Consider the following 24,125-nt stretch of genomic DNA (forward strand, 5'->3'; position numbering starts at 1 on the left):
GGCCCGGACGGGCACTTTGGAGGGATTTTTGGATCCGTTCAGGAATGAGCCTGATCGATGACGCGGCCGACAGCGCAGGCCACGATCTCCGCCCAATACTATCCTGTCACGCCAAACGCCTGGGCTGCAGCGGAGGATACGTCGGAATCCCCCAAGGCAGATCCTGGAGATAAGCCATCCGTCACATCTTTATAGAGCGCTATTGGATGCGGGTGCCCCACCAGATACCCCTGTATCTCGGGACATCCTTCCTTCATCAGGAAAACCCGCTCGTCTTCCGTTTCAACGCCCTCTGCAATGACAGGCAAGGCCAGTGCATTCCCCAGGCTGAGTATCGTGCGCACGATAGCGGCTGACTGGACGTTCGAACCGACACCCGAAACAAAACTGCGATCGATCTTGATCTTGTCGAATGGAAACGCCTGCAGCGAGGAAAGCGAGGCATATCCGGTGCCAAAATCATCCATGGAGACCCTGACGCCCAACGCCTTCAATCGCCGCAGAACCGACAGTGCAGTTGCCCGATCGCGGATGAGAACCCCTTCCGTGATTTCCAGTTCCAGACGCCCCGGCGCAAGGCCGGTCTCGTAGAGGATCGAATGAACGAGACCCACCAGGTCCCCGAAACGGAATTGCACAGGGGAAAGATTGACCGCGATCTGCAAGGGGGTGGCCCAGGAGGCGGCGTCCTTGCAGGCCTGCCTGAGCGTCCATTCCCCTATTTCGACGATCGTGCCGTCCTGTTCGGCAAGGGAGACAAACGCGGTCGGCGAGACGAGCCCGTGTTTTGGGTGGTGCCAACGGGCAAGTGCCTCAAAACCAAAGATTTCGCCGTCTATGCGGGCTTGCGGCTGATAGTGGAGCACAAGTTCGCCGCGTGTGACCGCCGATCGCAAATCCTGCTGCAAGGCATAGCGTTCTCTCAGTCGCCGATCCATTTCCGGGTCGAAGAACTGCAGCATTCGGCGACCGTCCGCCTTGGCTCTGTAGAGCGCGGCGTCGGCATTTGCCATGAGCGATGCGGCACTGTCTCCGTCCCTCGGATAGATCACCGCGCCAATGCTCAGCCCGATTGAAATGTGCTGGCCGCGGATTTCGAATTCGCCCGCCGCCGATTCGAACAGACGGTCGGCGACTTCCCTGGCTCCGGCGGGTCGTTCATCCAGGGCCAGGACAAGCGTGAATTCGTCGCCGCCCATGCGGGCGACAAAGGCCTCCGGCGCCGCAGCCTGAAGACGCCGGGCGATGGTGCACAGGAGATCGTCACCGGCCGCGTGCCCAAAGACGTCGTTGGTCTCTTTGAAATGATCAAGGTCGATGCTGAACACGACAAAGCTGGCATGCTTTGCTCTCGCCCACTCGAGCGTCGTGGTCAGGTGCGCAGCAAGGGCCGTTCGGTTCGCCAGACCGGTAAGCGGATCGTGGTGCGCGAGATGCGCGATTTGCTCGTGCCGTGCCATGAGTTCGGTGCGCGCTACGTTCATGTTCTCGCGCGCTTCGTCCAGGCCGTGGGCGGCTTCCCTCACCTTGTCCTGGAGCAGGTTGAAGCTTTCGGCCATCTCTCCGAGTTCGTCACGAGAGTTTACCTGCACCGGCATGATGTTCACGGAGGCGTGCGCTGCAGCGAGGTCTCCACGCCCAAGAGCAGCCATGGCGAGGGAGAAGTCCTTCAGGGTTCCGGATGTCAAACGCTTTGCTGCGTCGCTCACCTCGGTTGCCGAATGGGTAATCATTCCCGGCATGACCAGGCCGACGCTGATGGTCATCAACGCGACAACGACAAAAATGTCCTCCAGCGCGGCGATCAGGGACGCATCGGCGTTGGGAACACTGCCGATCGCCAGGAAATAGCCGGCACCGTCAAGCACAAGCACAAAAAGCATGGCTCCCGTAAGCTTCAAGTGAAGCGTATGCGGCAGCAAGGGTAGACCCAGCGCGTGGCGATCCTCCAGGGCGCGCCAGGCGTAAAGCGCAGCACCCGAATAGGCCAACGCAAGACCGAACAGGACGGTAGGAAGGCCAAACTGCTGGAAGCCCAGTATGGCGGTCAACAGCCATATTGCCGCCGTGACCACGCCAAGGACGATCGTTCCTCTGGGAGCCCGGAAGGGTCGCTTGGCATCGGGGCTGTCACGGCGCAAGAGCCAGACTGCGATGTTCGGCATGCAGATGCTGATCAGGTAGGTGAAATTGGCTGCGGCGATCATCCAGAGGGGATAGCCGCACAGCATGAAACCGATTGCCGCGGCAGCGGTGAGCAGCGTTGCCGCCCAGGGGCAATCCGTTGTCGAGATGCGGCTGGCCAGGAATCTCGGCAGCAGGCCGTCTTCGCTCAGCTGCGCGAGGGTCCGCGCGGCGCCTGCCAATGGCTGCAACGTTCCATGGAACATGTTGAACATGATGAACCAGATGGCGGCCGCCTTGCCGAAACTGCCCAACAGGGGCGCAAACGTCGGCCCGAGAGCCATGGCAAGGTCCGTGCCGAGCGGCTCCGGTCCAAGCACACCCAGCCAAACCACCGGCAGGACAAGGAAGTAGATGCCGGCCATTGCCGCGCTGGCCCACATCGCCCGGGGAATGTTGCGGTTGGGGTCGATGGTTTCGCCGACATGGCAGGCTGCAGCCTCGAATGCCGGCGCGGCGAATCCGATCAGGTAGAGCCCCGCCATCACCGACGTGATATCGCCAAACAGGCCGGCAAACGGGCTGGTCAGCGCAAAATCCGTCGCCTTGCGCCAGTCGACTTCGCCACTGATGACCGGGACAAGGGACGAGAGAAACGCCAGTATTGCGGAGGCCGTGGCGACCGGTATCGCCAGTCGGACCACCCACTTGATTCCGCACAGATTGACTGCCGCAAAGAATGCGACAAGCCCGCAGGCGACCGCCTCCACGGGGAGGCCCGGCAGGTACCATTGCTGGATTGCAGACGCTGAAAGAATCGCGGTCAGTCCGCAGGTCGGAACCCAGCCCCACCAATAGCAAGTGCCCGTCAAGGCCGAGAGGACGGGACTGTAAGGCCTGAAAGCTTCCGCACACGCCGCAGAGATGCCGCCGACGCGGTTTGGCCACATGAGAACCAGTTCGGTCCACGCCGGCGCGGCAGCCCAGCCAAGCAGCAGGCCAATGAAGAGCAACGGAACCGCGGCGCTTCCCTGGCCGGGAATGTTCCCCTGGCCGACGAAAAGGGCGGTGATCAGAAAGAGGCTTTGATTGCTGCCACCCATGGCGAGCGCTGTCGTGCCCACCCATCCCAGGGTTCTCGGGTGCGGTCGAGAAGGGGTGACGTCGCGCATTCTGAGACATCCATTCCAGTGCGGAGCGCTGTCAGACTCGCGATCGTAAACTGTGTAGAGGTGTTTCTGTCTAACGCAGCGCTCTCGAAGTCAAAGATGAACCTAGGTGAGACATATTAAGACTTCGTACCAAGGCCGATCCGCTCGATAATCACTGTCGATTGGCGGGTACACGGTTCGACAATGTGCGTGCCGGCGCGGTGGGTCTTATCTCATTCGCTCTCGAAGTCGTCAGCCCTTTCATCTATGGGCATCGACGCAAAGACAAAGCGAATAGTCGAGAATACAAGCCGCCGATGGCTGTTTAACGATAAAATGATACTGTTGCCGAGCGCTCTCGTTCGAGAGTTGCAGATGAACGCGGCTGTAGATCGTCAACACGTTCACCGGCTTTTGCTGGGGTGCCTCGCCATTCTCGGGCAAGTTCGAAGCCTTCCAGTTCCGTGATGTGGGTGAAGGCATCGGCGAACGCCAGGGGCGCAGTTAGGGCGATGAACGTTCCCGCGCACCGTCTTGCAAGATCAACCGCCACCCGCTCGGCGACGTCCGCCCCATGTCTTTCGAAAAATGTGCTGCCACGCCGCCATGAAGATGACGATGTCATAGTCGCTCGCGAGGGTCTGCTCGACCTGGCGCTGTTTGGTGAGGTCGAGCACATCGAAGCTGTGCGGGAGAAGATCGATAGCCGTGGAACACGGACTTCGCGGTTTCGATGAACTCAAGGAAATAGTCGACACCGTGGATGGCAGCCGGCCCTTGCTTCGCCGCCTCGTAGGCGCCTATCGGCAAGAGGGCTAACGGGTTCAATTCTCGGGCAGTCCCTGACGCCGGGAAGGAAGAACGGATTGGCTTCCGTCAGGTCGCTGGCGCCACAGAACCACAGGCAACAAAAAAGCCCGGGCGAACCGGGCTTTTTGTCAGGCGTCTCAACCACGCTAAGCGGTTCGAAACGGGAATTTGGTGCCCAGAAGAGGACTCGAACCTCCACTCCTTGCGGAACACGGACCTGAACCGTGCGCGTCTACCAATTCCGCCATCTGGGCTGGTGCGGGCTCATGTAAGCGGGCAAGCGACAGGTGTCAACGCGCTTTTTTCAAACCCGCTCCTAGGGCGCCGGCTCAGTTTTCCAGCACGTCCTTCGACGCCACTGTGGAATCGGCGTTGAGCTTGTAGATCACCGGCACGCCGGTGCCGAGTTCGAGCTTGACGATCTCCTCGCCGCTCTTGCCGTCCAGCGCCATGATCAGGGCGCGCAGCGAATTGCCGTGCGCGGCGACCAACACCGTGCCGCCCCTCAGCACGTGCGACTGCATGTCGTGCAGGTAATAGGGCCAGACGCGGGCGCCGGTGTCTTTCAGGCTTTCGCCGCCGGGCGGCGACACGTCATAGGAGCGGCGCCAGATGTGCACCTGCTCTTCGCCCCACTTCTTGCGCGCGTCATCCTTGTTGAGGCCGGAGAGGTCGCCATAGTCGCGCTCGTTCAGCGCCTGGTCGCGGATCGTCTGCAGGTCGCTCTGGCCGACGGCGTCGAGAATGTGCTGGCAGGTCTTTTGCGCCCGGATCAGCGCCGAGGTGAAGGCGATGTCGAATTTCAAGCCGCGCGCCTTGAGTTTCTGGCCGGCTTCCTTGGCCTCCTTGTGGCCCTGTTCGGTCAGGTCGACATCGCGCCAGCCGGTGAACAGGTTCTTCAGGTTCCATTCGCTCTGGCCGTGGCGCACGAGCACGAGAGTTCCCGACATGTTTGCTCCTTCGAGTTGTGGGTAGGGTCAGCTCAGGCCGAGCACGTCCCGCATGGAATAAAGTCCCGGCTTCTTGCCGCGTGCCCAGAGCGCGGCCTTGACCGCGCCGCGGGCAAAGATCGCGCGGTCCTCGGCATGGTGCGACAGTGTGATGCGCTCGCCAGTGCCGGCCAGGATGACGCTGTGGTCGCCGACCACCGAGCCGCCACGCAAACTGGCAAAGCCGATCGTTCCAGGCTTGCGCACGCCGGTGTGGCCGTCGCGCACCCGCACATCGTTGCCGGAAAGGGGAATGCCGCGACCCGCGGCCGCCGCTTCGCCGAGCAGCAGTGCGGTGCCCGACGGTGCGTCGACCTTGTGCTTGTGGTGCATTTCGAGGATCTCGATGTCGAAATCGTCGCCGTCGAGCGCGCGCGCCGCCTGCTCGACCAGCACTGCCAGCAGATTGACGCCGAGGCTCATATTGCCGGACTTGACGATGGTCGCATGGCGCGCTGCCGCTTCTATCTTCGCATTGTCTTCGGCCGAACAGCCGGTGGTGCCGATGACATGGGCAATGCGCGCCTGCGCGGCATAGCCGGCGAATTCGACGGTGGCTGCCGGCGCGGTAAAATCGAGCACGCCGTCGGCCTTGGCGAACACCGGCAGCGGGTCGTCCGATATCGTCACATTGATGATGCCGATGCCGGCGAGTTCGCCCGCATCCTTGCCGAGATAGGGCGACCCGGTGCGCTCGACCGCGCCGACGACGCGCGCCCCCGGCATCGAATGGATGGCGCGGATCAGCGTCTGGCCCATGCGGCCGGCCGCCCCCACCACCACCAGGCCCATATCGCCGGATTCGCTCATACGGTCCTCCCCACCACCTTCTTTCCACGCGAACGCGGCAGCGGAGTTTGGATTGGCTTGGCGTCGTCGACAAGCCCCAGCCCCTTCTTGCCCTGCACCCGGTGGAACCGGGCATAAACGCTGTGCGGATCGGCCATCAGCGAGGCATGCGTGCCTTCTTCGACCAGCCGGCCCTGCTCCATGACGATGATGTGGTCGGCATTGACCACGGTCGACAGCCGGTGCGCAATCACGATGGTGGTGCGGCCGGCCATGACGTGGGTGAGCGCTTCCTGGACGCGGGCCTCGGCCTCGTTGTCGAGCGCCGAGGTCGCCTCGTCGAGCAGCAGGATCGGCGCATTGCGCACGATGGCGCGAGCAATCGAGACGCGCTGGCGCTGGCCGCCCGACAGCGTCGCGCCGCTTTCGCCGACCGGCGTGTCGTAGCCTTGCGGTTGCTGGCGGATGAAGTCGTCGGCCGCGGCCTGGATCGCCGCCTGTTCGATTTCGGCGTCGGTGGCCGAAAGCCGGCCATAGCGGATGTTGTCGCGGATGGTGCCTTCGAACAGATAGGGCGACTGCGAGACATAGGCGATCGAGCTTCGCAGCGAGTGTTTGGTGACCTTGGAAATGTCCTGGCCGTCGATTTCGATCGTGCCTGCATCGACATCGTAGAAGCGCTGCAGCAGCGCCACCAATGTCGTCTTGCCGGCGCCCGAGGCGCCGACGATGGCGGTCATCTTGCCGGCGGCGGCGGTAAAGCTCAGATCCTGCAGCACCGGCACTTCCTCGACATAGCGGAAGGACACGTTGTTGAACCGCACGGCGCCGGTGGCGAAATGTGCCTCTGCGGCGCCTGGCGCGTCGCCTTGCTTCGGCTCGCGGTCGAGCAGCTCGTAGATCATGCGCGCATTGACCAGCGCCCGCTCCATGCTGACCTGCATGCGCGCCAGACGTCGCGCCGGGTCATAGGCCAGGATCAGCGCGGTGATGAACGAAAACACCGCACCCGGCGGCTGGCCCAGCACCAGTGCCCGATAGCCGGAATAGCCGATGACTGCGGTCACCGCGAGGCCAGCCAGCATGTCGGAGATCGGCGACAGCCGTTCCGAGACGCGGGCGATCTTGTTGCTGCGCTGCTCCGCCGTTGCGGCAAGCTCGCCGATGCGGCGCGACAGCTCCTCCTCCATGGTGAAGGCCTTGACGATGGCGATGCCTTGCGTGGCCTCCTGCACCGCCCCGATCAGCCGGGAATTGATGAGCACCGATTCCCGGTTGATCTTGCGTACCCGACGCGTGATGTAGACGACGGCCCAGATCAGCGGCGGTCCGATCAGCAGCGAACTCAGCGACAGCACCGGATCCTGGTAGATCATGACGCCGACAAGGCCGACCAGCGTGACGGCGTCGCGGGTGATCGAGACGATGGTCAACGACAAAAGGTCGCGAATACCGCCGACATTCTCGTTGACCTGCGCCGCCAGCCGGCCCGAACGCGTGTCGTTGAAGAAGTCGACGCCGAGCTTCATCAGATGATCGAAGATGCGTCTCTGGTAGCGCGCCACCAGATTGTTCCCGATAGTGGCCAGCGCTACCGCCTGGCCGTAACCGGCGAAGCCGCGGATCATGAAGGCGCCCATGAAACCGGCGCAGATCCACAAGACGGCGCCGCCCTGCCGTTCGTAGAATATCTGGTTGACCATCGGCGCCATGATCCAGGCGCTGAAGGCCGTCGTGCCCGAAACCAGCAGCGAACAGATGATGGCGACGGCATAGTGCCAGCGATAGTCACGGCTGTTTTCAGCCAGGATGCGGCGCAGCACGGCCGAGACCTCGGTCGGCCGCACCTTCAATCTGTTTGGGCTTTGGAATGTCAAATCTGCAGCGCTTTGTCGGTTTCCGCGTCATAGAGCGGGCTGGAATTCGGCCCCCTCTTACCGCCCCGGCTACGGCTTGCCTATGGCGAAACTTCGTCGCGACCCAGGGTTGGGGTCACGAAAGCGGCAACCTTTTCCCGGAAAAGTCCCATGTTCGGTACGAAATGGATCACACCCGCCAGCGTCGTCCCGCGGTCTGGACCCCGAACAGCGAGGGGTTGCGGGCATAGGCGGCGAGGCCGAGAAGGGCTGCCAGCGGGTGGGTGATGACATAGACCGGCATGGAGCGCATCAGCGCGCTGTGCGGCGCCTTGTCCTCGAAGGCGGCGCGGAAATTGCCCTCCTTCAGCGCCGGCACGATCTTTTGCGCAATGCCGCCGGTCAAAAACACGCCGCCGCGGCTCATGAACACCAGCGCCAGATCCCCCGCGGTGCGGCCGAGGCAAGTGACGAACAGCGCCAGCGCTTCCTCGGCGACCGGATCGGTCTTGGCCAGCGCCGCTCCGGTGATTTCGGCCGGCGTGGTGAAGGGCGACGGTTTTCCGTCCGCCTTGGCCACCGCCCTGTAGACATTGACCAAGCCGCGCCCGCACAGGATCTGTTCGCCCGAAATGCGGCCTTCGAGCTTCTCGATATGCGGAAAAACCTCGAAATCACGGGGTGTGCGCGGGCCGATGTCCATATGGCCGCCTTCGCCCGGCACCGGTATCCAGTGGTTGAGGGCATGCACCAGCCCGGCGACGCCGAGCCCGGTGCCGGGACCGAGCACGACGCGTCCGGCATTCTCCTCCGGCGTGCCGCCGCCGATCTTTTCCATATGCTCTTCGCCGAGCGCCACGACGGCCAGCGCCTGCGCCTCGAAATCGTTGAGCACGACGATGTCGCTCAGGCCCAGATTGGAAAACATGTGCTTCGGCTTCACCACCCAGGGGCAGTTGGTGAGCGGGATCTCATCACCATCGACCGGCCCGGCAATCGCCAGCACCGCCGAATTCGGCCGGATGGAGGAGCGGTCGAGCACCGCGGCCTGGATCGCCTCGTCGATGGTGTTGAAATTGGCCGTCTGCACGATCTGCGGCTCGCCGGCTTCCGAATTCGCGTCGAGCACGATCGAAAAGCGCGCATTGGTGCCGCCAATATCGCCGATCAGCACTGGAAACCGCAACGCTGCGTCGTCGTCGACTGCCATACTCTTGGTCGTCCCCTTTGTGGCGACGTTGCGCCGTTTCAATCGATTGACTAGCGCATGGCCCGTAAAAGGGAAAGCGTCAGTTCGCCATTACTGACCGACGTTTGCCGGCGGCCGTCGCCTTGGCAGGGGAATGCCGATCTCGGGCGTGGCGGTGAAGGCGTTGGCCGTGCCTGGCAAGCCGCCGGCGTTGCCGGCAATCGGCGGCGCAGGCGCGTCCGGTTCCGGCGCCCTGGCAGCGATCGGCACGCCGCCGCCGCGATAGGTGACGGCTTCAACGGAGTCGGCATCGGGCTGGTCGAGCACGAACTGGCACTGTTTCGGCAGGTTCGCCATCGTCATCACGTCGCGCGCCTTGGGCGCATCCGGGTTCTTGTTGGGGCGCCACGGCTCCTCGGTGAACCACCAGGCCAGCGGCTTGCCGCAGCCGTCATCGTCGGGCGTCGCTTCCTGTCCCTTGCAGTTGGGCGAGCCCGGCTGACAGCCGATACGGATGTGGAAATGATAGTCATGGCCCCAGAACGGCCGGATCTTGCGCAGCCAGGAGCGGTCGCCGGTGACAGTGTCGCAGAGCTTCTTCTTGATGCCGGGATTGACCAGGATGCGCTCGACTTCGGGATAGCTGGCCGCCCGCTTCAGCAACTGCGTGTGCATCGGCTTCCACAGCCGATCCTTCACCAGGTGCGTCTTGTCGTCGACCATCAGCGTGGCGCTGATGTTTTCGCGCTCCTGGGTGGTGAGCTTGCGGTCGGGCATCGGCGTCAGCCAGATGTCGGCGTCGAGGCCGATCTGGTGCGACGCGTGCCCGGTCAGCATCGGCCCGCCGCGCGGCTGCGAGATATCGCCGATCAAAAGGCCCGGCCAGCCATCGGCGGCGGCGTCGCGCGACAGTTTCTCGATCAGCGCGATCATCGTTGGATGGCCCCAGCGGCGGTTGCGCGAGGGACGCATCACTTCCCAGTTCTGGCCGTCCATCGGAATGGCGACGCCGCCGGTGAAGCAGCCCCTGGAATAGAAGCCGAAGGATTGCGCCGCGGCCACCGCCGGCAGCTTCTTGGCGCCGAACAGGTCTTTTGCGCGCGGCTCGGCCGTGATTGCGCCCGCCGCCAGTCCGGCCAGTGCCACGATCGCCAGTGCCGCCGTCAGGAACGGCCGTCTGCCGGGCAAGGATCGCATCGAAATCGTCATGAGCCCCCTCTGCAACAAGCCGCGCAACTCGGCGAATCATACCACGCCCGTCGCCGCGTTTCGATTACGCTCGCTTCATCGGGCTGCGCGGCTCGCCGTCGCGCCAGCTGCCGTCGGCCCACATCCGGTCGAACGCCTTGCGGTAATCCGGAAAGCGGAACCGATATCCGGCGTCCTTGATCGCCTTGTTGGCGACGCGCTTGTTCTCGCCATAGAAGGACCGCGCCATGGGCGAAAGTTGGGCGGTCTCGAAAGGAATTTCCGGCGGCGGCTCGACGCCCATCAGCGAAGCGGCATAAGTAACGACATCCTGCGGGGGCGCCGGCTCGTCATCGGTGACGTTGAAAATGCCGCCCGTATTGCCGCCAATGAGATGCCACAGCGCACCGGCAATGTCGTCGCAATGGATGCGGTTGAACACCTGGGCGGGCTTGACCAGCCGCCGTGCGGTGCCGTTCTCCAGATTGACCAGAGCGTTGCGGCCCGGCCCGTAAATGCCGGAAAGCCGCAGGATTGCCACCGGCTTGCCAATCTCGCGGCCAAGCTCCAGCCAGTCCTGCTCGGCCGCCACCCGCATTGCCGAGCGCTTCGACACCGGCCGGCAAGCGGCCGTCTCGTCGACCCAGGCGCCGTCATAATTGCCATAGACGCCGACAGTCGAGAGATAGCCGATCCATTCAAGTGCCGGCATCGCCGCGATCGCCTGGCGCGCCGCATTCAGCACGGGGTCACTGGCCTCTTCCGGCGCCACCGAGACGACCATGTGGGTGGTTTTCTCCAGCGCGTCGCTGATTTCAGGGGTCAGCGCGCCGTCGAAGAGCAACGGCATAATGCCTGTCTGCCTGAGAGATTCGACCTTTTCCGGCGTGCGCGTGGTGCCGAAAACCGGCACGACTTGCTTGTTGGCGCGGGCAAACGCCTTGCCCGAATAGCCCGCGCCGAAGATGAAGACCTGCTTTTCGCTCATGCATGCGCCTCAATTGGCAGCGCGGACAGCCATTCGTCGCGCACTGTCGCGTCGGTTTCGGTTTTCGAGCCGGCAGCGGCCAGCTCGCTGAATTCGGTATCCGGCACCAGCCGCGCCAGCGCCCACACCGCCGCACCGCGCACCAAAGGAGAGGCATCGCCAAGCAAGGCGCGAACGTCGCCGGCCAGCGAAGCATCTCCAGAATTGCCGGCGGCGATCAGCACATTGCGGACAAAGCGGTCGCGGCCGATGCGCTTGATCGGCGAGCCCGAGAAGAAGGCTCTGAACGCCGCGTCGTCCAGCTGCAACAGCTCCGAAAGCTTCGGCTCACGCAATTCGGCGCGGGCGGCAAGCTTTGCTTCCGAGGCGGCGCGGGCGAACTTGTTCCACGGGCAGGCGGCAAGGCAATCGTCGCAGCCGTAAATGCGATTGCCGATCTTGTCGCGGAATTCGTGCGGGATCGGGCCCTTGTTCTCGATGGTGAGGTACGAGATGCAGCGCCTGGCATCGAGGCGGTAGGGTGCCGGAAAGGCATCGGTCGGGCAGGCATCGAGGCAGGCGCGGCAGGAGCCGCAATGGTCTGCCTCGGCCGCGTCGGGCTCGAGCTCGGCGGTGGTGAAGATGGTGCCGAGGAACAGCCAGGAGCCGTGCTCGCGGCTGACCAGGTTGGTGTGCTTGCCTTGCCAGCCGAGCCCGGCGGCCTCAGCCAGCGGCTTTTCCATCACCGGCGCCGTATCGACAAAAACCTTCACGTCGCCGCCGGCCCGCGCCACGATCTTGCCGGCGATCTCCTTCAGCCGGCCCTTCATAATTTCGTGATAGTCGCGGTTTTGCGCATAGACGGAGATCGCGCCGCGATCGCGTCTTGCCTGCAGCGCACGCGGATCGCGGTCTGGCCCGTAATTCATCGCCAGCACGATGATCGAGCGCACCTCGGGCCATAGCGTCGAAGGCTCGCTGCGGCGCGCGAGTGTCTCGGCTATCCACGCCATCGAGCCGTGAAAGCCGTCGGCGACGAATTCGGCCAATCTGGCTGGTGCCAGCGGGATGGCATCGGGGGTGGTGACGGCGACGGCATCGAAGCCGGCGCGCCGCGCCTCTGCGTCGATCAGCGCGCGCAAGGTTTGGCTTCTAGAAGTCGAGGTCCGCATAATGCGACACCGGCGACAGGCCGCGCACCCGGTCGGAGAGCAGCGGCCGGAACGACGGCCGCGACTTCACCCGCGTGTACCACTCGCGCGCTGCGGCGTGTTCGCGCCAGTCGATCTCGCCGAGATAATCCAGCACCGACAGCGTCGCGGCCGCTGCCAAGTCGGCATAGGTGACCTTGCTGCCGGCCAGCCAATGACGGGTGCCGGCCAGCCAGTTGGTGTATTTCATATGCTGGCGGATGTTGGCGCGCGCGGCCCGGATCGCGCCAGAATCGGGCGAACCGCCGCCCGCCGTCTCCGGCATGATCGGCTTCAGCACGCGTTCGCGCACCAGATGTCGGGTCACTTCGCCTTCAGCCTTGTTGAGATACCAGTCTGTGAGACGGCGGATTTCGGCGCGCTGCATCGGGTCTTCGGCAAACAGGCGCTTGTCGCGCTTCAAGACGCCGCGCGTCTCGTCGAGATATTCGGCGATCACCATAGCGCCGACGATCGGCACGTCGCCTTCGGCAAGCAGGATCGGCAAGGTGCCGGCCGGGTTCAGCGCCAAAAATTCCTTGCGCCGCGTCCACGGTTTTTCCTCGATCAACGCCAGCTCCTCGCCATACTCGCCGAAGGCGAGGCGAACGAAGCGGCAGGTGGCGAACATCGGGTGATGGAAAAGCGTCAGCATGGTTCCGCGATAATTCAGCGCACTGGCGAATCGCAGGGCGCACCGGTAAGTCTTGGCGGCCCGTCATGCGGCCGTCACGGTGTTGCGACCTATAGGGGGACTTGCCCGCCGTGACAAGCAAGCCATTTGCAAGCCGTTTCCTTCCGTCACTTTGAATGCCGAGGTTGCCATGGATAGCCACACCATTGTCGAAGCCCTGCTGCTCGGCCTGCTCGAGGGGCTGACCGAGTTCATTCCGGTCTCCTCGACCGGCCATATCCTGCTCGCCGGCCACTTTCTCGGCTTCCATTCCACCGGCAAGGCCTTCGAGATCCTGATCCAGCTCGGCGCCATCCTGGCGATCCTCAGCGTCTATTTCCGCCGCCTGTGGCAGATGCTGCTCGACCTGCCGCATGACCGGCTGACGCGGCATTTCGTCCTCGGCATCCTGATCGCCTTCCTGCCGGCCGCCATCATCGGCGCGCTGGCGCATGATTTCATCAAGACGGTGCTGTTCGAATCGCCAAGGCTGATCTGCATCATGCTGATCATCGGCGGTGTCATCCTGCTGGTCGTCGACCGCATGAAGCTGCAGCCGGTCTACCGCGATGTCGAGCGCTTCCCGACAAGGCTTTATCTGCAGATCGGCCTGTTCCAGTGCCTGTCGCTGATCCCCGGCACGTCGCGTTCCGGTTCGACCATCGTCGGCGCACTGCTTCTGGGCGTCGACAAGCGCGCGGCGGCCGAATTCTCCTTCTTCCTCGCCATCCCGACCATGGTCGGCGCCTTCGCCTTCGACCTGTTCAAGAACCGCAACGTGCTGACCACGGCCGACCTGCCGATCATCGCCATCGGCTTCGTCGCCGCCTTCGTCACCGCGCTGTTCGTCGTGCGCTTCCTGCTCGATTACGTCTCGCGCAACGGCTACTCGCTGTTCGGCTGGTGGCGCCTGGTGGTGGGTGGCGTCGGGTTGGTGGCGTTGATGATCTGGGGGTGAGCTTTACCCTCCCCTTGTGGGGGTCCGAAGGACGGGCGAGACACGTGGCTCGCCCCGGCAAGTCGATCCGCAAAGCGGATCGGGGTGGGGGGCGGCGCCATACCCCCGCCCCGGTTCGCCTACGACGCTTCGCGTCGCCTGCTCACCGACCCTCCCCACAAGGGGGAGGGTAAAGGGCTTCAGCTCCTCCCATAAAACGCATTCTCGACATGCACCGGCCAGCGCCAGGGCAGCACCGCCACCATGTCGAAACGCATCGACAGTTTTCCATAATCCGGCTGCCGCGACAGCCAGATGTCGGCGGCGCCCTCGATGCGACGCTCGGATTCGTGGCCGATCGCCTCCATCGCTTCCATCAGCGTGCGCCGCGCCTTGACCTCGACGAACAGCACCAGGTCACCGCGCCTTGCGATCAGGTCGATTTCGCCGAAGCGGGTGCGATGACGGCGCGCGAGAATGCGGTAGCCCTTCAGCATCAGCGCCGCCGCCGCCAGCCATTCGCCGCGATGGCCGCGCCGATAGGCCTTTTGGCGGCTGGCGGCCGGCCGCTCAGCCACCGCTGCCTTCTCCGCCGTCCTTGAGTTCCAGCAGCCGCCGATACAGCGCCTGCTTCTGCCCGCCGGTCATCTTCGCCGCTTCCGCTGCCGCCTTCGACGCCGGCATTTCGGCGGCCAGCGATAGCAGCAGCCGGTCGATGTCGGCGGGTTGGTCGGCCTTGACCTCGGCGGGCCCGACGCAGATGACGATCTCGCCCTTCGGCGTGTCGGCCGCCGCATAGTGGTCGGCCAGCGCCTGCAGCGTGCCGGTGCGCATCTCTTCAAAAGTCTTGGTCAGCTCGCGGCCGATGGCAGCCTTTCGCTCACCGCCCAGCGCCTCGACCATGGCGACCAATGTCTCGGCCAGCCGGCGAGGGGATTCGAAAAAGATCAGCGTCGCCGGCACCGTCTTGAACGTCTCCAGCTTGGTCAGCCGCTGCCCTGATTTCACCGGCAGAAAGCCCGCGAACAGGAAGGCGTCCGACGGCAGGCCGGAAGCGGTGAGTGCCGCCAGCGGCGCCGAAGGTCCGGGGATCGGCACCACGCGCAGGCCGCGCTCCTGCGCCTCGCCGACCAGCCGGTAGCCGGGATCGGAGATCAGCGGCGTGCCGGCATCCGAAATCAGCGCCACGCTCTGCCCGGCCTCGAGTGCCGCGATCAGCTTCGGTCCGGCCTCGCCGGCATTGTGCTCGTGATAGGCCGTGGTGCGCCGCCGAATGCCGTAGCGGTCGAGCAGCACGCGCGAGACGCGGGTGTCCTCGCAAGCGACGATGTCGGCGGCGGCCAGCGTTTCCAGCGCGCGCAGCGTGATGTCGGAGAGATTGCCGATCGGCGTCGCCACCAGATACAGCGCCGGTTCTAGCGGTCGGGCCGGCATCTCGGTCTGGCCGATCACATAGCTGTGTTTTTCGCCGGTCACCGCTCACATCTCCGTTCGGCCCTGTTTGGCACGGCGCAGGCGCGGTTGCAAAACGCCAGATCTCGCGCGCCCAACCTCACGCGGAAGTAATCCGGCCGCCATGTCTTTGCCATAGTGGGGAACGAAACCGTGGCCGGCGGATTGAATACCTGAGTCTCTTGAGGAGGAGGACAGGATGGACAGCCTGAAATTGCAGGACGTTTTCGAGCCCTACTATGCCGGGCGCAAGCGCTTCGCTGCGCCGCGCGACAAAAGCCAATCAGCCGAAGCCCGGGACGAGGCTATCCGCAGGGAAGCTGGAAAGCGGCTTCTGCGCAGCGTGCTTGCCGAGGCCCGCACCGAAATCGAGATCGACACCGAAAGCACGACGGAGCACTGACCGGACGATGCCCAACCGTTTCGATATCTTCATCACCCGTCTTGAAACCAAGAGCGCCAGGGAAAGCGTGCCGCCGCATCCGATGAACGACCAGCACAGCGTCCGCCGCGACAAGGCCGACGCCAAGCCGGTCCGGAACGGCGACGCGCATGCCGACAAGGACCGCGGCAAGCGCCGCTTCAAGCACGACGCTTAGCCACAGAAAGCCTTTTGCGATTGACGGGCACAGCCCTGCCTTCGTCATCCTAGGGCGAAGCAAGGAGCGAAGCGACGCGGCGCAGACCCTAGGATTCATTCCGTGACGTCTGCCGAAGGATGCAGCGGCGCGGAATTCTGAACCGCTGCAACGCCTTAACCTCAACGGCATGGATCCTCGGGTCAAGCCCGAGGATGACGAAGGCGTGGGTGTGAAACGCCAACCACATCAGTCAGCCCAGATATCGCTGCACCTTCACTTCCAGCAATCGCACCAACACCGGATCCATGAATTCATAGTCATCCGGGATATCGAGGCAGATCAGCCGAGCCTTCTTCAGGCTCGTCTTGAATTTCTTCTGCAGTTTGGTGCGGTGCGCCTTTCCATGACGAAGATGATGTCGGCCCACGCCACCAGTTCATGCGTCAGCGGCGTATCGGCATCGTGATTGGTGCCGGCCGAGGCAACCTCGATATCCCGGCGTTTTGAAAACACCTGCTCGGCGGTCGGGCTGCGCAAACGGTTCTGGCTGCAGACAAAGAGAACGTTCCTCACCGACTACTCATCCCAGATCTCACGCTGATTTTTGCTGAGTGGGATGTACTGATCAAATGTGAGTCCATTCAGATCAAACTCGAACAACTCATCCTTGGCGATCCCGCGAAGCTTATTTCCAATATATGTTATGAAACTGAGGACAACGCTGAATTCGCTCAAGTGGGACAATTTTAGTTTCGATGTGACCGTTGCGTTCCTGATGAAAATCACCTGAGCCTCAAATAGGTCGTCATGCTCTGGAGATCTCAAGATTTCGGTCAATCCAAACTCGAACACATCATCCGTGTTCAATGTCATCAAGGTCTCGTGAATCAGGAACTTCATCGAAGGACTCATCTCGGATGCGGCGCTGCGCGCCCTCGGCTCAACAAGCCGAACGTCTAGCATCCTTGCTCAGGCCGATAAATCGTCCACACAGACCAGCCACTTGGCCTGTGGGCTTACCGCGCCAGATCCGCCACCACGGCATCGAGCACGATCATGCCGGCCGGCGTGGCGCGCAGCCTTGCATTGCCGATCGGCGCCACCAGTCCTTCGCCCTGCAGCACCGACAGCCGCGCGCTGGATAGGCCGCGGCCGGAAAACGCCTCGTAGCGGGTGAGGTCGATGCCTTCGGCCAGCCGCAACCCCATCAGCAGGAACTCGTCGGCCTCCTCCGAGCGCGTCAGGATCTCGCCGCCGGTGATGCCATGGCCCTTGGCCTCGACCAGATTGGCCCATGTCTCTGGCATCCGCTCGGCGATGGTGACGGTACGGTGGCCGTTTTCGATGAAGCGGCCATGCGCACCCGGCCCGACGCCGACATATTCGCCGTAACGCCAATAGGTCAGATTGTGCCGGCTCTCGGCGCCTGGCCTGGCGTGGTTGGAAATCTCGTAAGCCGGCAAACCATGCGTCGCGGTGACCTCCTGCGTCAGCGCGTAAAGGTCGGCCGCCCGGTCATTGTCGGGAATGGTGAATTTGTGCGCCGCGTGCAGTGCGTGGAACGGCGTGCCTTCCTCGATGGTCAGCTGGTAGAGGGAGAGATGGTCGGCGGCGTGGCCGATCGCCTGTTCGAGCTCCGCCTGCCAGGCGTCCAGCGTCTGGCCGGGACGGGCATAGATCAGATCGAAGGAAAGGCGCGGAAAGATCTCGCGGGCGAGCCCAATGGCATGCAAGGCTTCCTCGACATTGTGCAGCCGCCCGAGAAAACGCAAATCCTTGTCGTTCAATGCCTGCACGCCGAGCGACACACGGTTGACGCCGGCGGCCCGATAACCGCGAAAACGCTCGGCCTCGACCGAGGACGGATTGGCTTCCAGCGTCACCTCGATGCCGTCCGGCACCGTCCAGTTCTTCGCCACCGCATCCAGCACCGCCGCCACCGTCTGCGGCTGCATCAGCGACGGCGTGCCGCCGCCGAGAAAGATGCTGGTCACGTCGCGCGGCCCGGTGCGCTCGCGCATATGCTTCAGCTCGGTCTCGAAGGCGCGGGCAAAGCGCTCCTGGTCGACCGGCTGGTGGCGGACATGGCTGTTGAAGTCGCAATACGGGCACTTGGCCGCGCAGAACGGCCAATGGATATAGACGCCGAAGCCCGGGCTGCGGTCGGTCAACATCTCAGGCCGAACCAAGTCGGGCGCGGGCGAATTTCTGGAAGGCGCGGGCGCGGTGCGACAGCGCCGTCAACTGGCCGGGCTTCCAGCCATGCTTTTCCTCGGCGCTCATCTCGCCGAACGTCTTTTCGAAACCGTCGGGCAAAAACACCGGGTCGTAGCCGAAGCCAAGCTCGCCGCGCGGCGGCCAGACCAGCGTTCCCTCAGCCTCGCCGCGATAATATTCGGCCTCGCCGTCTGGGAAGGCGAGGCAAATGACGGCAACAAAGCGGCCCTTGCGCTGCGCCGGCTGGGCGGCGCCGACCTCCTGCATGGCCACTTCGGTGCGCTGCATGGCCATGCCGAAATCACGAGTGCCTTCCGGGGTTTCGGCCCAGTTGGCGGTGTAGACGCCGGGCGCGCCGTCGAGCGCATCGACGCACAGGCCGGAATCGTCCGATAGCGCCGGCAGGCCGGTGGCTTCAGCCGCCGCAAAGGCCTTGATGTAGGCATTTTCCTCGAAGGTGGTGCCGGTCTCGTCCGGTTCCGGCAGGCCGTAGTCCTTGGCCGACTTCGCCTCGAAGCCGAACGGACCCATCAGATCGGCGAATTCGCGCAGCTTGCCCGCATTGTGGCTGGCGACGACGATCTTCTTTCCATCGAGAGAATGCATCAAAGGCCCCAGATCCGTGGCTCGGCAAACTCGATCGAATTGCCCGAGGGGTCGCGTATATAGATCGAGCGCCCGCCTTGCGGCCATTCGAATTCGCTTTCGATGGCAATGTTTTTCGCCTCAAGCTGCGCCTTCCAGCGGGCGAGCTCATCAGCGCTTGCCGCAAAGCAGAGATGGCCCTCGCCGACCGTGCCATGCGGCGGCACTTTCAGCCGCGCATCCGGCGCCGGCGGGATTTTGGTCGCCTCGGCGTTGAAGATCAGCAAAACACCGGCGCCGCAGCGGAAGAAGATATGCCTGCCTTCGACCTTGCCGAGCAGGTCGAGGCCGAGGATGTCGCGGTAGAAGGCTTCGGCGGCGGCGAGATCAGTGACGTATACAGCTGATTCAAGGATAGCAGAGGGCGTCACGAGGCACCCCCCTCTGTCCTGCCGGTCCCGGCCCTTCGCTGACGCTCCGGGCGTTCGTCGCTCCGAAAGCCAAGCAATTGGCTTCCCGTCCGCTGCGCGGACCACTCCTCACCCCCCTCAAGGGGGGAGATCGGCAGCTTCGAGGCTGCTGCCCACATTTCAGCGTTGGCGATTGGCGATTGCCAAGATGACATCCAATCTCCCCCCTTGAGGGGGAGATGGCCGGCAGGCCAGAGGGGGGTGTCCAGGCTCGGCATTGGAGGATCAGGCCACAGCCATCTGCTGCAAACTGACCAGCCGCTGAATGCCCTTCTTGGCCAGCCCCATCAGCTCCGCGAACTGCCCTTCCGAGAAAGGCTCGCCCTCGGCGGTGCCCTGGATTTCGACGATGCCGCCCTTGCCGGTCATGACGAAATTGGCGTCGGTGCCGGCTGACGAATCCTCGATATAATCGAGGTCGATGACCGGCTGGCCGTCATGGATGCCGCAGGAAATCGCCGCGACATGGTCTTTCAGCACTTTGGCGACGCTGGCCATCTGCCGTGCTTCCATCCAGCGCAGGCAATCGTAGAGCGCGACCCAGCCGCCGGTGATCGACGCGGTGCGGGTACCGCCATCGGCCTGGATGACGTCGCAGTCGACAGTGATCTGCTGCTCGCCCAGCGCCTGCAGGTCGACCACGGCGCGCAGCGAACGGCCGATCAGGCGCTGGATTTCCAGCGTGCGGCCGCCCTGCTTGCCCGCCGAGGCTTCGCGGCGCATGCGCTCGCCGGTCGAGCGCGGCAGCATGCCGTATTCGGCCGTCACCCAGCCCTTGCCGGAATTGCGCATCCAGCCCGGCACCTTTTCCTCCAGGCTCGCCGTGCACAGGACATGCGTGTCGCCGAACTTCACCAGGCACGAGCCTTCGGCGTGTTTGGACACGCCGCGCTCGAAGGAGATGGCGCGCATTTCGTCGGCTTGGCGTTTGGAGGGGCGCATCGAGGCCTCTTTCTGTTCTTTTTGCAGTTGCGTCGGCGGCTTGTAGACGCATGCAGCCCATGGCGCAAAGGAAAATGGCCGCAATCGCGGCGCCGTGACCGCATACTGCATTGGGCGATCGCAAGAGCGACGCCGCCCACCGCAGACGCGGCAGCGGGCGATCTGGAACAAACGCCGCTGACCGCAAGTGCGGCAGCGGGTTGCGTAGGGGCGGAGGAAGTCTATATCCTTTAGCCGGAGGTTTTTGGCCCGAATGACCAAGGCAGTCACCGAACCCAGTCTGCTGGCGCCCGCGCTGCAGTCGCTCGACATGCGCTCGCGCGACATTTTCCGGCGCATCGTCGATTCCTACCTCAAGGATGGCGAGCCTGTGGGATCGCGCAGCCTGTCGCGCATCCTGCCATCGTCGCTGTCGCCGGCCACCATCCGCAACGTGATGAGCGACCTCGAACATCTCGGCCTGATCTACGCCCCGCATATCTCCGCTGGGCGCCTGCCGACGCAGACGGGCCTGCGCTTCTTCGTCGATGCCTTCATGGAGCTCGGCGACCTCTCCGACGAGGAACGTCGTGTCATCGAGGCGCAGGTGCGCGCCTCCGGCTCGGGCGCGACGCTGGAACACATGCTGACCGAGGCCAGCCAGATGCTGTCGGGCATGTCGCGCGGCGCCGGCCTGGTGCTGGCCACCAAGAACGAGGTGGCGCTGAAGCACATCGAGTTCATCCAGCTCGAGCCGACCAAGGCACTGGCCGTGATGGTGTCGCAGAACGGCGATGTCGAGAACCGCGTCGTCGACCTGCCGGCCGGCATCACGGTGTCGCAGCTGCACGAAGCCTCCAACTTCCTCAATGCCCATATCAGGGGCCGCACGCTGGCCGAGGCGCGCATCGAGATCGCGCGCATCAAGGACGAGACCAGGGCCGCCCTCGACACCCTGTCGCAGGACCTGGTCGAAAAGGGCCTGGCAGTGTGGGCCGGCGCCGACAGCGGCCTGCCGGCGCGCCTCATCGTGCGCGGCCGCGCCAATCTGCTCGAAAACGTCACCGCCCAGGCCGACATCGAATTGCTGCGGCACCTGTTCGAGGACCTGGAGACGCAGGACGGGCTGATCCAGCTGCTCGACCTCGCCGAGGACGGGCCAGGCGTGCGCATCTTCATCGGCTCGGAAAACAAGCTGTTTTCGCTGTCGGGCTCGTCCCTGGTGGTGGCGCCCTATCGCGACAAGGACGCCCGCGTCGTCGGCGCGCTCGGCGTCATCGGCCCGACCAGGCTCAATTATGCCCGCATCGTGCCGATGGTCGACTATACGGCGCAGCTGATTACGCGCATGTTGAGATAAGTTGGCATCACCGCAAAGGAGGGCGCAGAATGGCGCTTGAATCGTTCAAGGCCCAGATCAGTCTGCTGCTCGAGGAAATGGTCAACCAGCCCGAGGACGAGCACGAAATCCAGGAGCAGCTGCGCGAAAAGCTCCGCGAAATGCGCGCCATGGGCCTGCCGCTGCCGGACGATCTCGTGAAGCTGGAAAAGCGTCTCGACGACGATCTCGACGTCGAGGAAGAAGACAGCTGACGGTTTCCCTCGAATCTGCGAGCGCAACCTTCCTTTTTGGATGCGCCCGCCCAATATCTGCTTGATGCAGCAGCCGGGCGCGGCGTGAATTCGAGGAGGACAGCATGATCCGGATTGCCGGCCTGGCGGGCCTTGCCCTGCTTGTGGCCACCAGTGCCTTCGCTCAGGACCAGCCGTTGCTGACGGGCAAGGACGCGTTCGGCGATTGGAAGGCCGACAAACCGGGCGTGCGCCGGCTGATCAAGCCGGCTGATCTCGAAAAACCCTATCTCACCGAATCCGCCTCCAACGGCGCCGGCCTCGGCGATCGGCCCGAAGGCGCCAAGCCCGTCCTGCCGCCAGGCTTCTCGGCGGAATTGATCGCTTCCGGCATCGCCAATCCGCGCGTCGTGCGCGTGGCGCCGAATGGCGATTTGTTCGTTGCCGACAGCGACGCCAACCAGATCCGCGTCTATCGGCTGGCCGAGGGCAGCGCGAAGCCGGCCGAGGACGGCATTTTCGCCGGCGATCTCAACCAGCCCTACGGCATCGCCTTCTACCCGCCTGATGACAAGCCGCAATGGGTCTATGTCGCCAACACCGACAGCGTGGTGCGGTTTGCCTATCGCGACGGCGACCTGAAAGCCTCAGGCGAAGCGGAGATAATCGTCTCCGACATCCCGTCGGGCGGCCACTGGACCCGCGACATCGCCTTCTCGCCCGATGGCAAGACGCTGTATGTCTCGGTCGGTTCCGGATCGAATGTCGCCGAGGGCATGGGGAAGGAACCGCGTGGCGGCCTCGACGCCTGGGCCAAAACCATGTCTCCAGGCACCGCCTGGGGTCGGGAGGGCGGCCGTGCCGACGTGCTGGCCTTCGACGCTGACGGCAAGAATGGCCGCATCGTCGCCACCGGCCTGCGCAATTGTTCGGGTATGACTGTGCAGCCGGCGACCGGCGCGCTGTGGTGCGTCGTCAACGAGCGCGATGGGCTGGGCGACAATGTGCCGTTCGAATACGCCACATCGGTCAAGGACGGCGCCTTCTATGGCTGGCCTTGGTACTATATCGGCGCCAATGAGGATCCGCGCCACAAGGGCGCGCGGCCCGACCTCGCCGGCTCGGTCACCGTACCCGACGTGCTGATGCAGGCGCATTCGGCGCCTCTCAACATCGCCTTCTACGACGGCGGCAATTTTCCGGCCGAGTATAGAGGCGATGCCTTCGTCGCCCTGCACGGCTCATGGAACCGCGGTGTGCGCACCGGCTACAAGGTGGTGCGGCTGAAATTCAGCGACGGCAAGCCGACCGGCGAATATCAGGATTTCATCACCGGCTTCGTCCTCTCCGACGATGCGGTCTGGGGCCGACCGGTCGGTGTCGCGGTGGCCAGGGACGGCGCGCTCATCCTCACCGAGGACGCCAACGGCACTATCTGGCGCATCACTCATGTCGACGGGCCCACCTGAGCCGGCGAATAGCGCGATTCGGGTCTGGGCACGTCCCGATGGATCGCCTTGGGATAGGTATGAATCACCTCGGCCGATGAGACGTGGTCGTCGAATCCGGTATCCCTGAGATTGAAGAGGCCGACCGAGCCGAAGGACTTCTTCGCCCCTTGCGCAAAGTGGCCGTCGTTGAAATCGTGTTCGTAGAGCGTCACCGTGACGTGGCCGTCCTTGAGCTTCGGCACGTAAACACTGCTGATCGTGTCGTTGGCGACGCCCAGCTGGTTGACGTTGAAGCGATAGACGTCCTGCACCATGCGCCGGGCCGCATTGCCGTTGATCATCCAGTATTCGCGCCGCGATGCGCGGTTCTGGTCGTCAAGCTTGAGCGCTGCCTTGCGGCCAAGCCCGAGCCAGTGCTCGAACACCATCACATTGGCGCCCCAGGGGTAGGGATAATTGGACTTGTCGACGATGCGCCGCACGCCGGTGTCGGGAATCTCATTGGTGTCGACATAGTCCAGCCATTGCAGCTGGAACGACGCTTCCACGTTGAGGTCGCTGTTGCGCGGATCGGAAGCAACGATGCGCCAGTCGGAAACCGGCGGATATTTGGTGTCGAGGTCGATGTAGAATCCGGCCTTGGCATTGTCGCCGGGGTCCGGGGAGTCGCGCTCTAACGCGACCAGCCGCACCTCGAAACGGTTGTTGACGACCAGCGGATAGATCATCGGATGAACGGGGTGAGCGCCGGGGTTCCGGCTGTCGGTAAAGTACCCAGGCGCTGGGACGATATCGCTCGCGCCCTTGTCGAACAGGCTGAAGGCCTGCCGGCCCTCGAACCACAGATACCATTCCAGCTCGTGCCCGCGCGCCTCGGAACAGGGCTTCCATTGCAGAAGCTGGATGTGAAGTCGTTTCGCTAGCATGGGCAGCTCCTGTCGGTGTAGCCGCGCACGAGCGCAGCTAATAGGGATTGCAACGTGCGGTGGGGCGGATGGGGGATAGCCGCTCTT

General features: G+C 63.9%; 23 protein-coding genes, 1 tRNA gene and 1 pseudogene. 6 read left to right on the plus strand and 19 right to left on the minus strand.

Annotation, left to right across the window (positions count from 1 at the left end; translation table 11 throughout):
- Positions 1-98: 98 nt before the first annotated feature.
- From AC1DYC_RS22770 to AC1DYC_RS22815, 10 genes are all read right to left on the minus strand, one after another.
- Entirely contained in the window at positions 99-3,296 is a 3,198-nt protein-coding gene (locus AC1DYC_RS22770) for an amino acid permease (RefSeq protein WP_477410065.1), read from the minus strand.
- A gap of 958 nt (positions 3,297-4,254) precedes the next feature.
- Positions 4,255-4,339: transfer RNA gene (locus AC1DYC_RS22775), tRNA-Leu, on the minus strand.
- A gap of 75 nt (positions 4,340-4,414) precedes the next feature.
- Positions 4,415-5,035, minus strand: a complete 621-nt coding sequence (locus AC1DYC_RS22780; RefSeq protein WP_477410066.1) for a 2,3-bisphosphoglycerate-dependent phosphoglycerate mutase — start codon at positions 5,033-5,035, stop codon at positions 4,415-4,417.
- A 27-nt stretch (positions 5,036-5,062) separates the two neighbouring features.
- A complete protein-coding gene (gene dapB / locus AC1DYC_RS22785) occupies positions 5,063-5,884 on the minus strand; it encodes a 4-hydroxy-tetrahydrodipicolinate reductase (protein WP_477410067.1) in 822 nt (273 codons plus the stop codon).
- Positions 5,881-7,740 carry an ABC transporter ATP-binding protein gene (locus tag AC1DYC_RS22790; protein ID WP_477410068.1) on the minus strand — a complete coding sequence of 620 codons (1,860 nt, stop codon included), beginning with the start codon at positions 7,738-7,740 and terminating at the stop codon, positions 5,881-5,883. Before AC1DYC_RS22790 ends, dapB begins: the two co-directional genes overlap by 4 nt.
- A gap of 169 nt (positions 7,741-7,909) precedes the next feature.
- Complete coding sequence (locus AC1DYC_RS22795) at positions 7,910-8,929, minus strand: glucokinase (RefSeq protein WP_477410069.1); 1,020 nt, start codon at positions 8,927-8,929, stop codon at positions 7,910-7,912.
- A 90-nt stretch (positions 8,930-9,019) separates the two neighbouring features.
- The gene (mepA, locus tag AC1DYC_RS22800) at positions 9,020-10,117 is read right to left on the minus strand and encodes a penicillin-insensitive murein endopeptidase (RefSeq protein WP_477410070.1); all 1,098 of its coding nucleotides are present in this window, start codon (positions 10,115-10,117) and stop codon (positions 9,020-9,022) included.
- A gap of 64 nt (positions 10,118-10,181) precedes the next feature.
- Positions 10,182-11,084 carry an SDR family oxidoreductase gene (locus AC1DYC_RS22805; RefSeq protein ID WP_477410071.1) on the minus strand — a complete coding sequence of 301 codons (903 nt, stop codon included), beginning with the start codon at positions 11,082-11,084 and terminating at the stop codon, positions 10,182-10,184.
- On the minus strand, positions 11,081-12,235 hold the full coding sequence (queG, locus tag AC1DYC_RS22810; RefSeq protein WP_477410072.1) for a tRNA epoxyqueuosine(34) reductase QueG: 1,155 nt from the start codon (positions 12,233-12,235) through the stop codon (positions 11,081-11,083). Before queG ends, AC1DYC_RS22805 begins: the two co-directional genes overlap by 4 nt.
- Complete coding sequence (locus AC1DYC_RS22815; protein WP_352557875.1) at positions 12,216-12,908, minus strand: glutathione S-transferase family protein; 693 nt, start codon at positions 12,906-12,908, stop codon at positions 12,216-12,218. The genes queG and AC1DYC_RS22815 overlap by 20 nt, the downstream gene beginning before the upstream one ends.
- 169 nt (positions 12,909-13,077) lie before the next feature.
- On the opposite strand from AC1DYC_RS22815, the gene AC1DYC_RS22820 reads away from it, so the two are divergent.
- Positions 13,078-13,884, plus strand: a complete 807-nt coding sequence (locus tag AC1DYC_RS22820; RefSeq protein WP_477410073.1) for an undecaprenyl-diphosphate phosphatase — start codon at positions 13,078-13,080, stop codon at positions 13,882-13,884.
- A gap of 179 nt (positions 13,885-14,063) precedes the next feature.
- On the opposite strand, the gene AC1DYC_RS22825 is transcribed toward AC1DYC_RS22820, so the two are convergent.
- On the minus strand, positions 14,064-14,441 hold the full coding sequence (locus tag AC1DYC_RS22825; RefSeq protein ID WP_477410074.1) for a YraN family protein: 378 nt from the start codon (positions 14,439-14,441) through the stop codon (positions 14,064-14,066).
- A complete protein-coding gene (gene rsmI, locus AC1DYC_RS22830) occupies positions 14,434-15,339 on the minus strand; it encodes a 16S rRNA (cytidine(1402)-2'-O)-methyltransferase (RefSeq protein WP_477410075.1) in 906 nt (301 codons plus the stop codon). Before rsmI ends, AC1DYC_RS22825 begins: the two co-directional genes overlap by 8 nt.
- 175 nt (positions 15,340-15,514) lie before the next feature.
- Between rsmI and AC1DYC_RS22835 the strand changes: the two genes are divergently transcribed.
- Positions 15,515-15,718: a hypothetical protein gene (locus AC1DYC_RS22835; protein WP_477310949.1), complete on the plus strand. Its 204-nt coding sequence runs from the start codon at positions 15,515-15,517 to the stop codon at positions 15,716-15,718.
- A 7-nt stretch (positions 15,719-15,725) separates the two neighbouring features.
- Entirely contained in the window at positions 15,726-15,914 is a 189-nt protein-coding gene (locus AC1DYC_RS22840) for a hypothetical protein (RefSeq protein ID WP_477310947.1), read from the plus strand.
- A 232-nt stretch (positions 15,915-16,146) separates the two neighbouring features.
- On the opposite strand, the pseudogene AC1DYC_RS22845 reads toward AC1DYC_RS22840, so the two are convergent.
- The 6 genes and pseudogenes from AC1DYC_RS22845 to rph all read right to left on the minus strand — a co-directional run bounded on the left by AC1DYC_RS22845 (position 16,147) and on the right by rph (position 20,110).
- Positions 16,147-16,469 (minus strand): annotated as a pseudogene (locus AC1DYC_RS22845) (low molecular weight protein tyrosine phosphatase family protein).
- A 3-nt stretch (positions 16,470-16,472) separates the two neighbouring features.
- On the minus strand, positions 16,473-16,769 hold the full coding sequence (locus tag AC1DYC_RS22850) for a hypothetical protein (RefSeq protein WP_477410076.1): 297 nt from the start codon (positions 16,767-16,769) through the stop codon (positions 16,473-16,475).
- A gap of 143 nt (positions 16,770-16,912) precedes the next feature.
- Positions 16,913-18,070 (minus strand): radical SAM family heme chaperone HemW, encoded by a 1,158-nt coding sequence (hemW, locus tag AC1DYC_RS22855; protein WP_477310943.1) that lies wholly within the window; start codon positions 18,068-18,070, stop codon positions 16,913-16,915.
- Between the two features lies 1 nt (position 18,071).
- The gene (gene rdgB / locus AC1DYC_RS22860; RefSeq protein WP_477410077.1) at positions 18,072-18,719 is read right to left on the minus strand and encodes an RdgB/HAM1 family non-canonical purine NTP pyrophosphatase; all 648 of its coding nucleotides are present in this window, start codon (positions 18,717-18,719) and stop codon (positions 18,072-18,074) included.
- A complete protein-coding gene (locus AC1DYC_RS22865) occupies positions 18,719-19,129 on the minus strand; it encodes a VOC family protein (RefSeq protein WP_477410078.1) in 411 nt (136 codons plus the stop codon). The genes rdgB and AC1DYC_RS22865 overlap by 1 nt, the downstream gene beginning before the upstream one ends.
- Positions 19,130-19,393: 264 nt before the next feature.
- Positions 19,394-20,110 carry a ribonuclease PH gene (rph, locus tag AC1DYC_RS22870; RefSeq protein WP_023672052.1) on the minus strand — a complete coding sequence of 239 codons (717 nt, stop codon included), beginning with the start codon at positions 20,108-20,110 and terminating at the stop codon, positions 19,394-19,396.
- Between the two features lie 253 nt (positions 20,111-20,363).
- On the opposite strand from rph, the gene hrcA reads away from it, so the two are divergent.
- The 3 genes from hrcA to AC1DYC_RS22885 all read left to right on the plus strand — a co-directional run bounded on the left by hrcA (position 20,364) and on the right by AC1DYC_RS22885 (position 23,130).
- A complete protein-coding gene (gene hrcA, locus AC1DYC_RS22875) occupies positions 20,364-21,449 on the plus strand; it encodes a heat-inducible transcriptional repressor HrcA (RefSeq protein WP_112559112.1) in 1,086 nt (361 codons plus the stop codon).
- A gap of 29 nt (positions 21,450-21,478) precedes the next feature.
- Positions 21,479-21,682 (plus strand): hypothetical protein, encoded by a 204-nt coding sequence (locus AC1DYC_RS22880; protein WP_477287041.1) that lies wholly within the window; start codon positions 21,479-21,481, stop codon positions 21,680-21,682.
- A 104-nt stretch (positions 21,683-21,786) separates the two neighbouring features.
- The gene (locus AC1DYC_RS22885; protein ID WP_477410079.1) at positions 21,787-23,130 is read left to right on the plus strand and encodes a PQQ-dependent sugar dehydrogenase; all 1,344 of its coding nucleotides are present in this window, start codon (positions 21,787-21,789) and stop codon (positions 23,128-23,130) included.
- Here AC1DYC_RS22885 and AC1DYC_RS22890 read toward each other — a convergent pair.
- Positions 23,109-24,038 carry a hypothetical protein gene (locus tag AC1DYC_RS22890; RefSeq protein ID WP_477410080.1) on the minus strand — a complete coding sequence of 310 codons (930 nt, stop codon included), beginning with the start codon at positions 24,036-24,038 and terminating at the stop codon, positions 23,109-23,111. The two genes, AC1DYC_RS22885 and AC1DYC_RS22890, sit on opposite strands and share 22 nt — an antisense overlap.
- Positions 24,039-24,125: the final 87 nt, after the last annotated feature.

The sequence above is a fragment of the Mesorhizobium sp. P2_E7 genome (genome assembly GCF_056403855.1).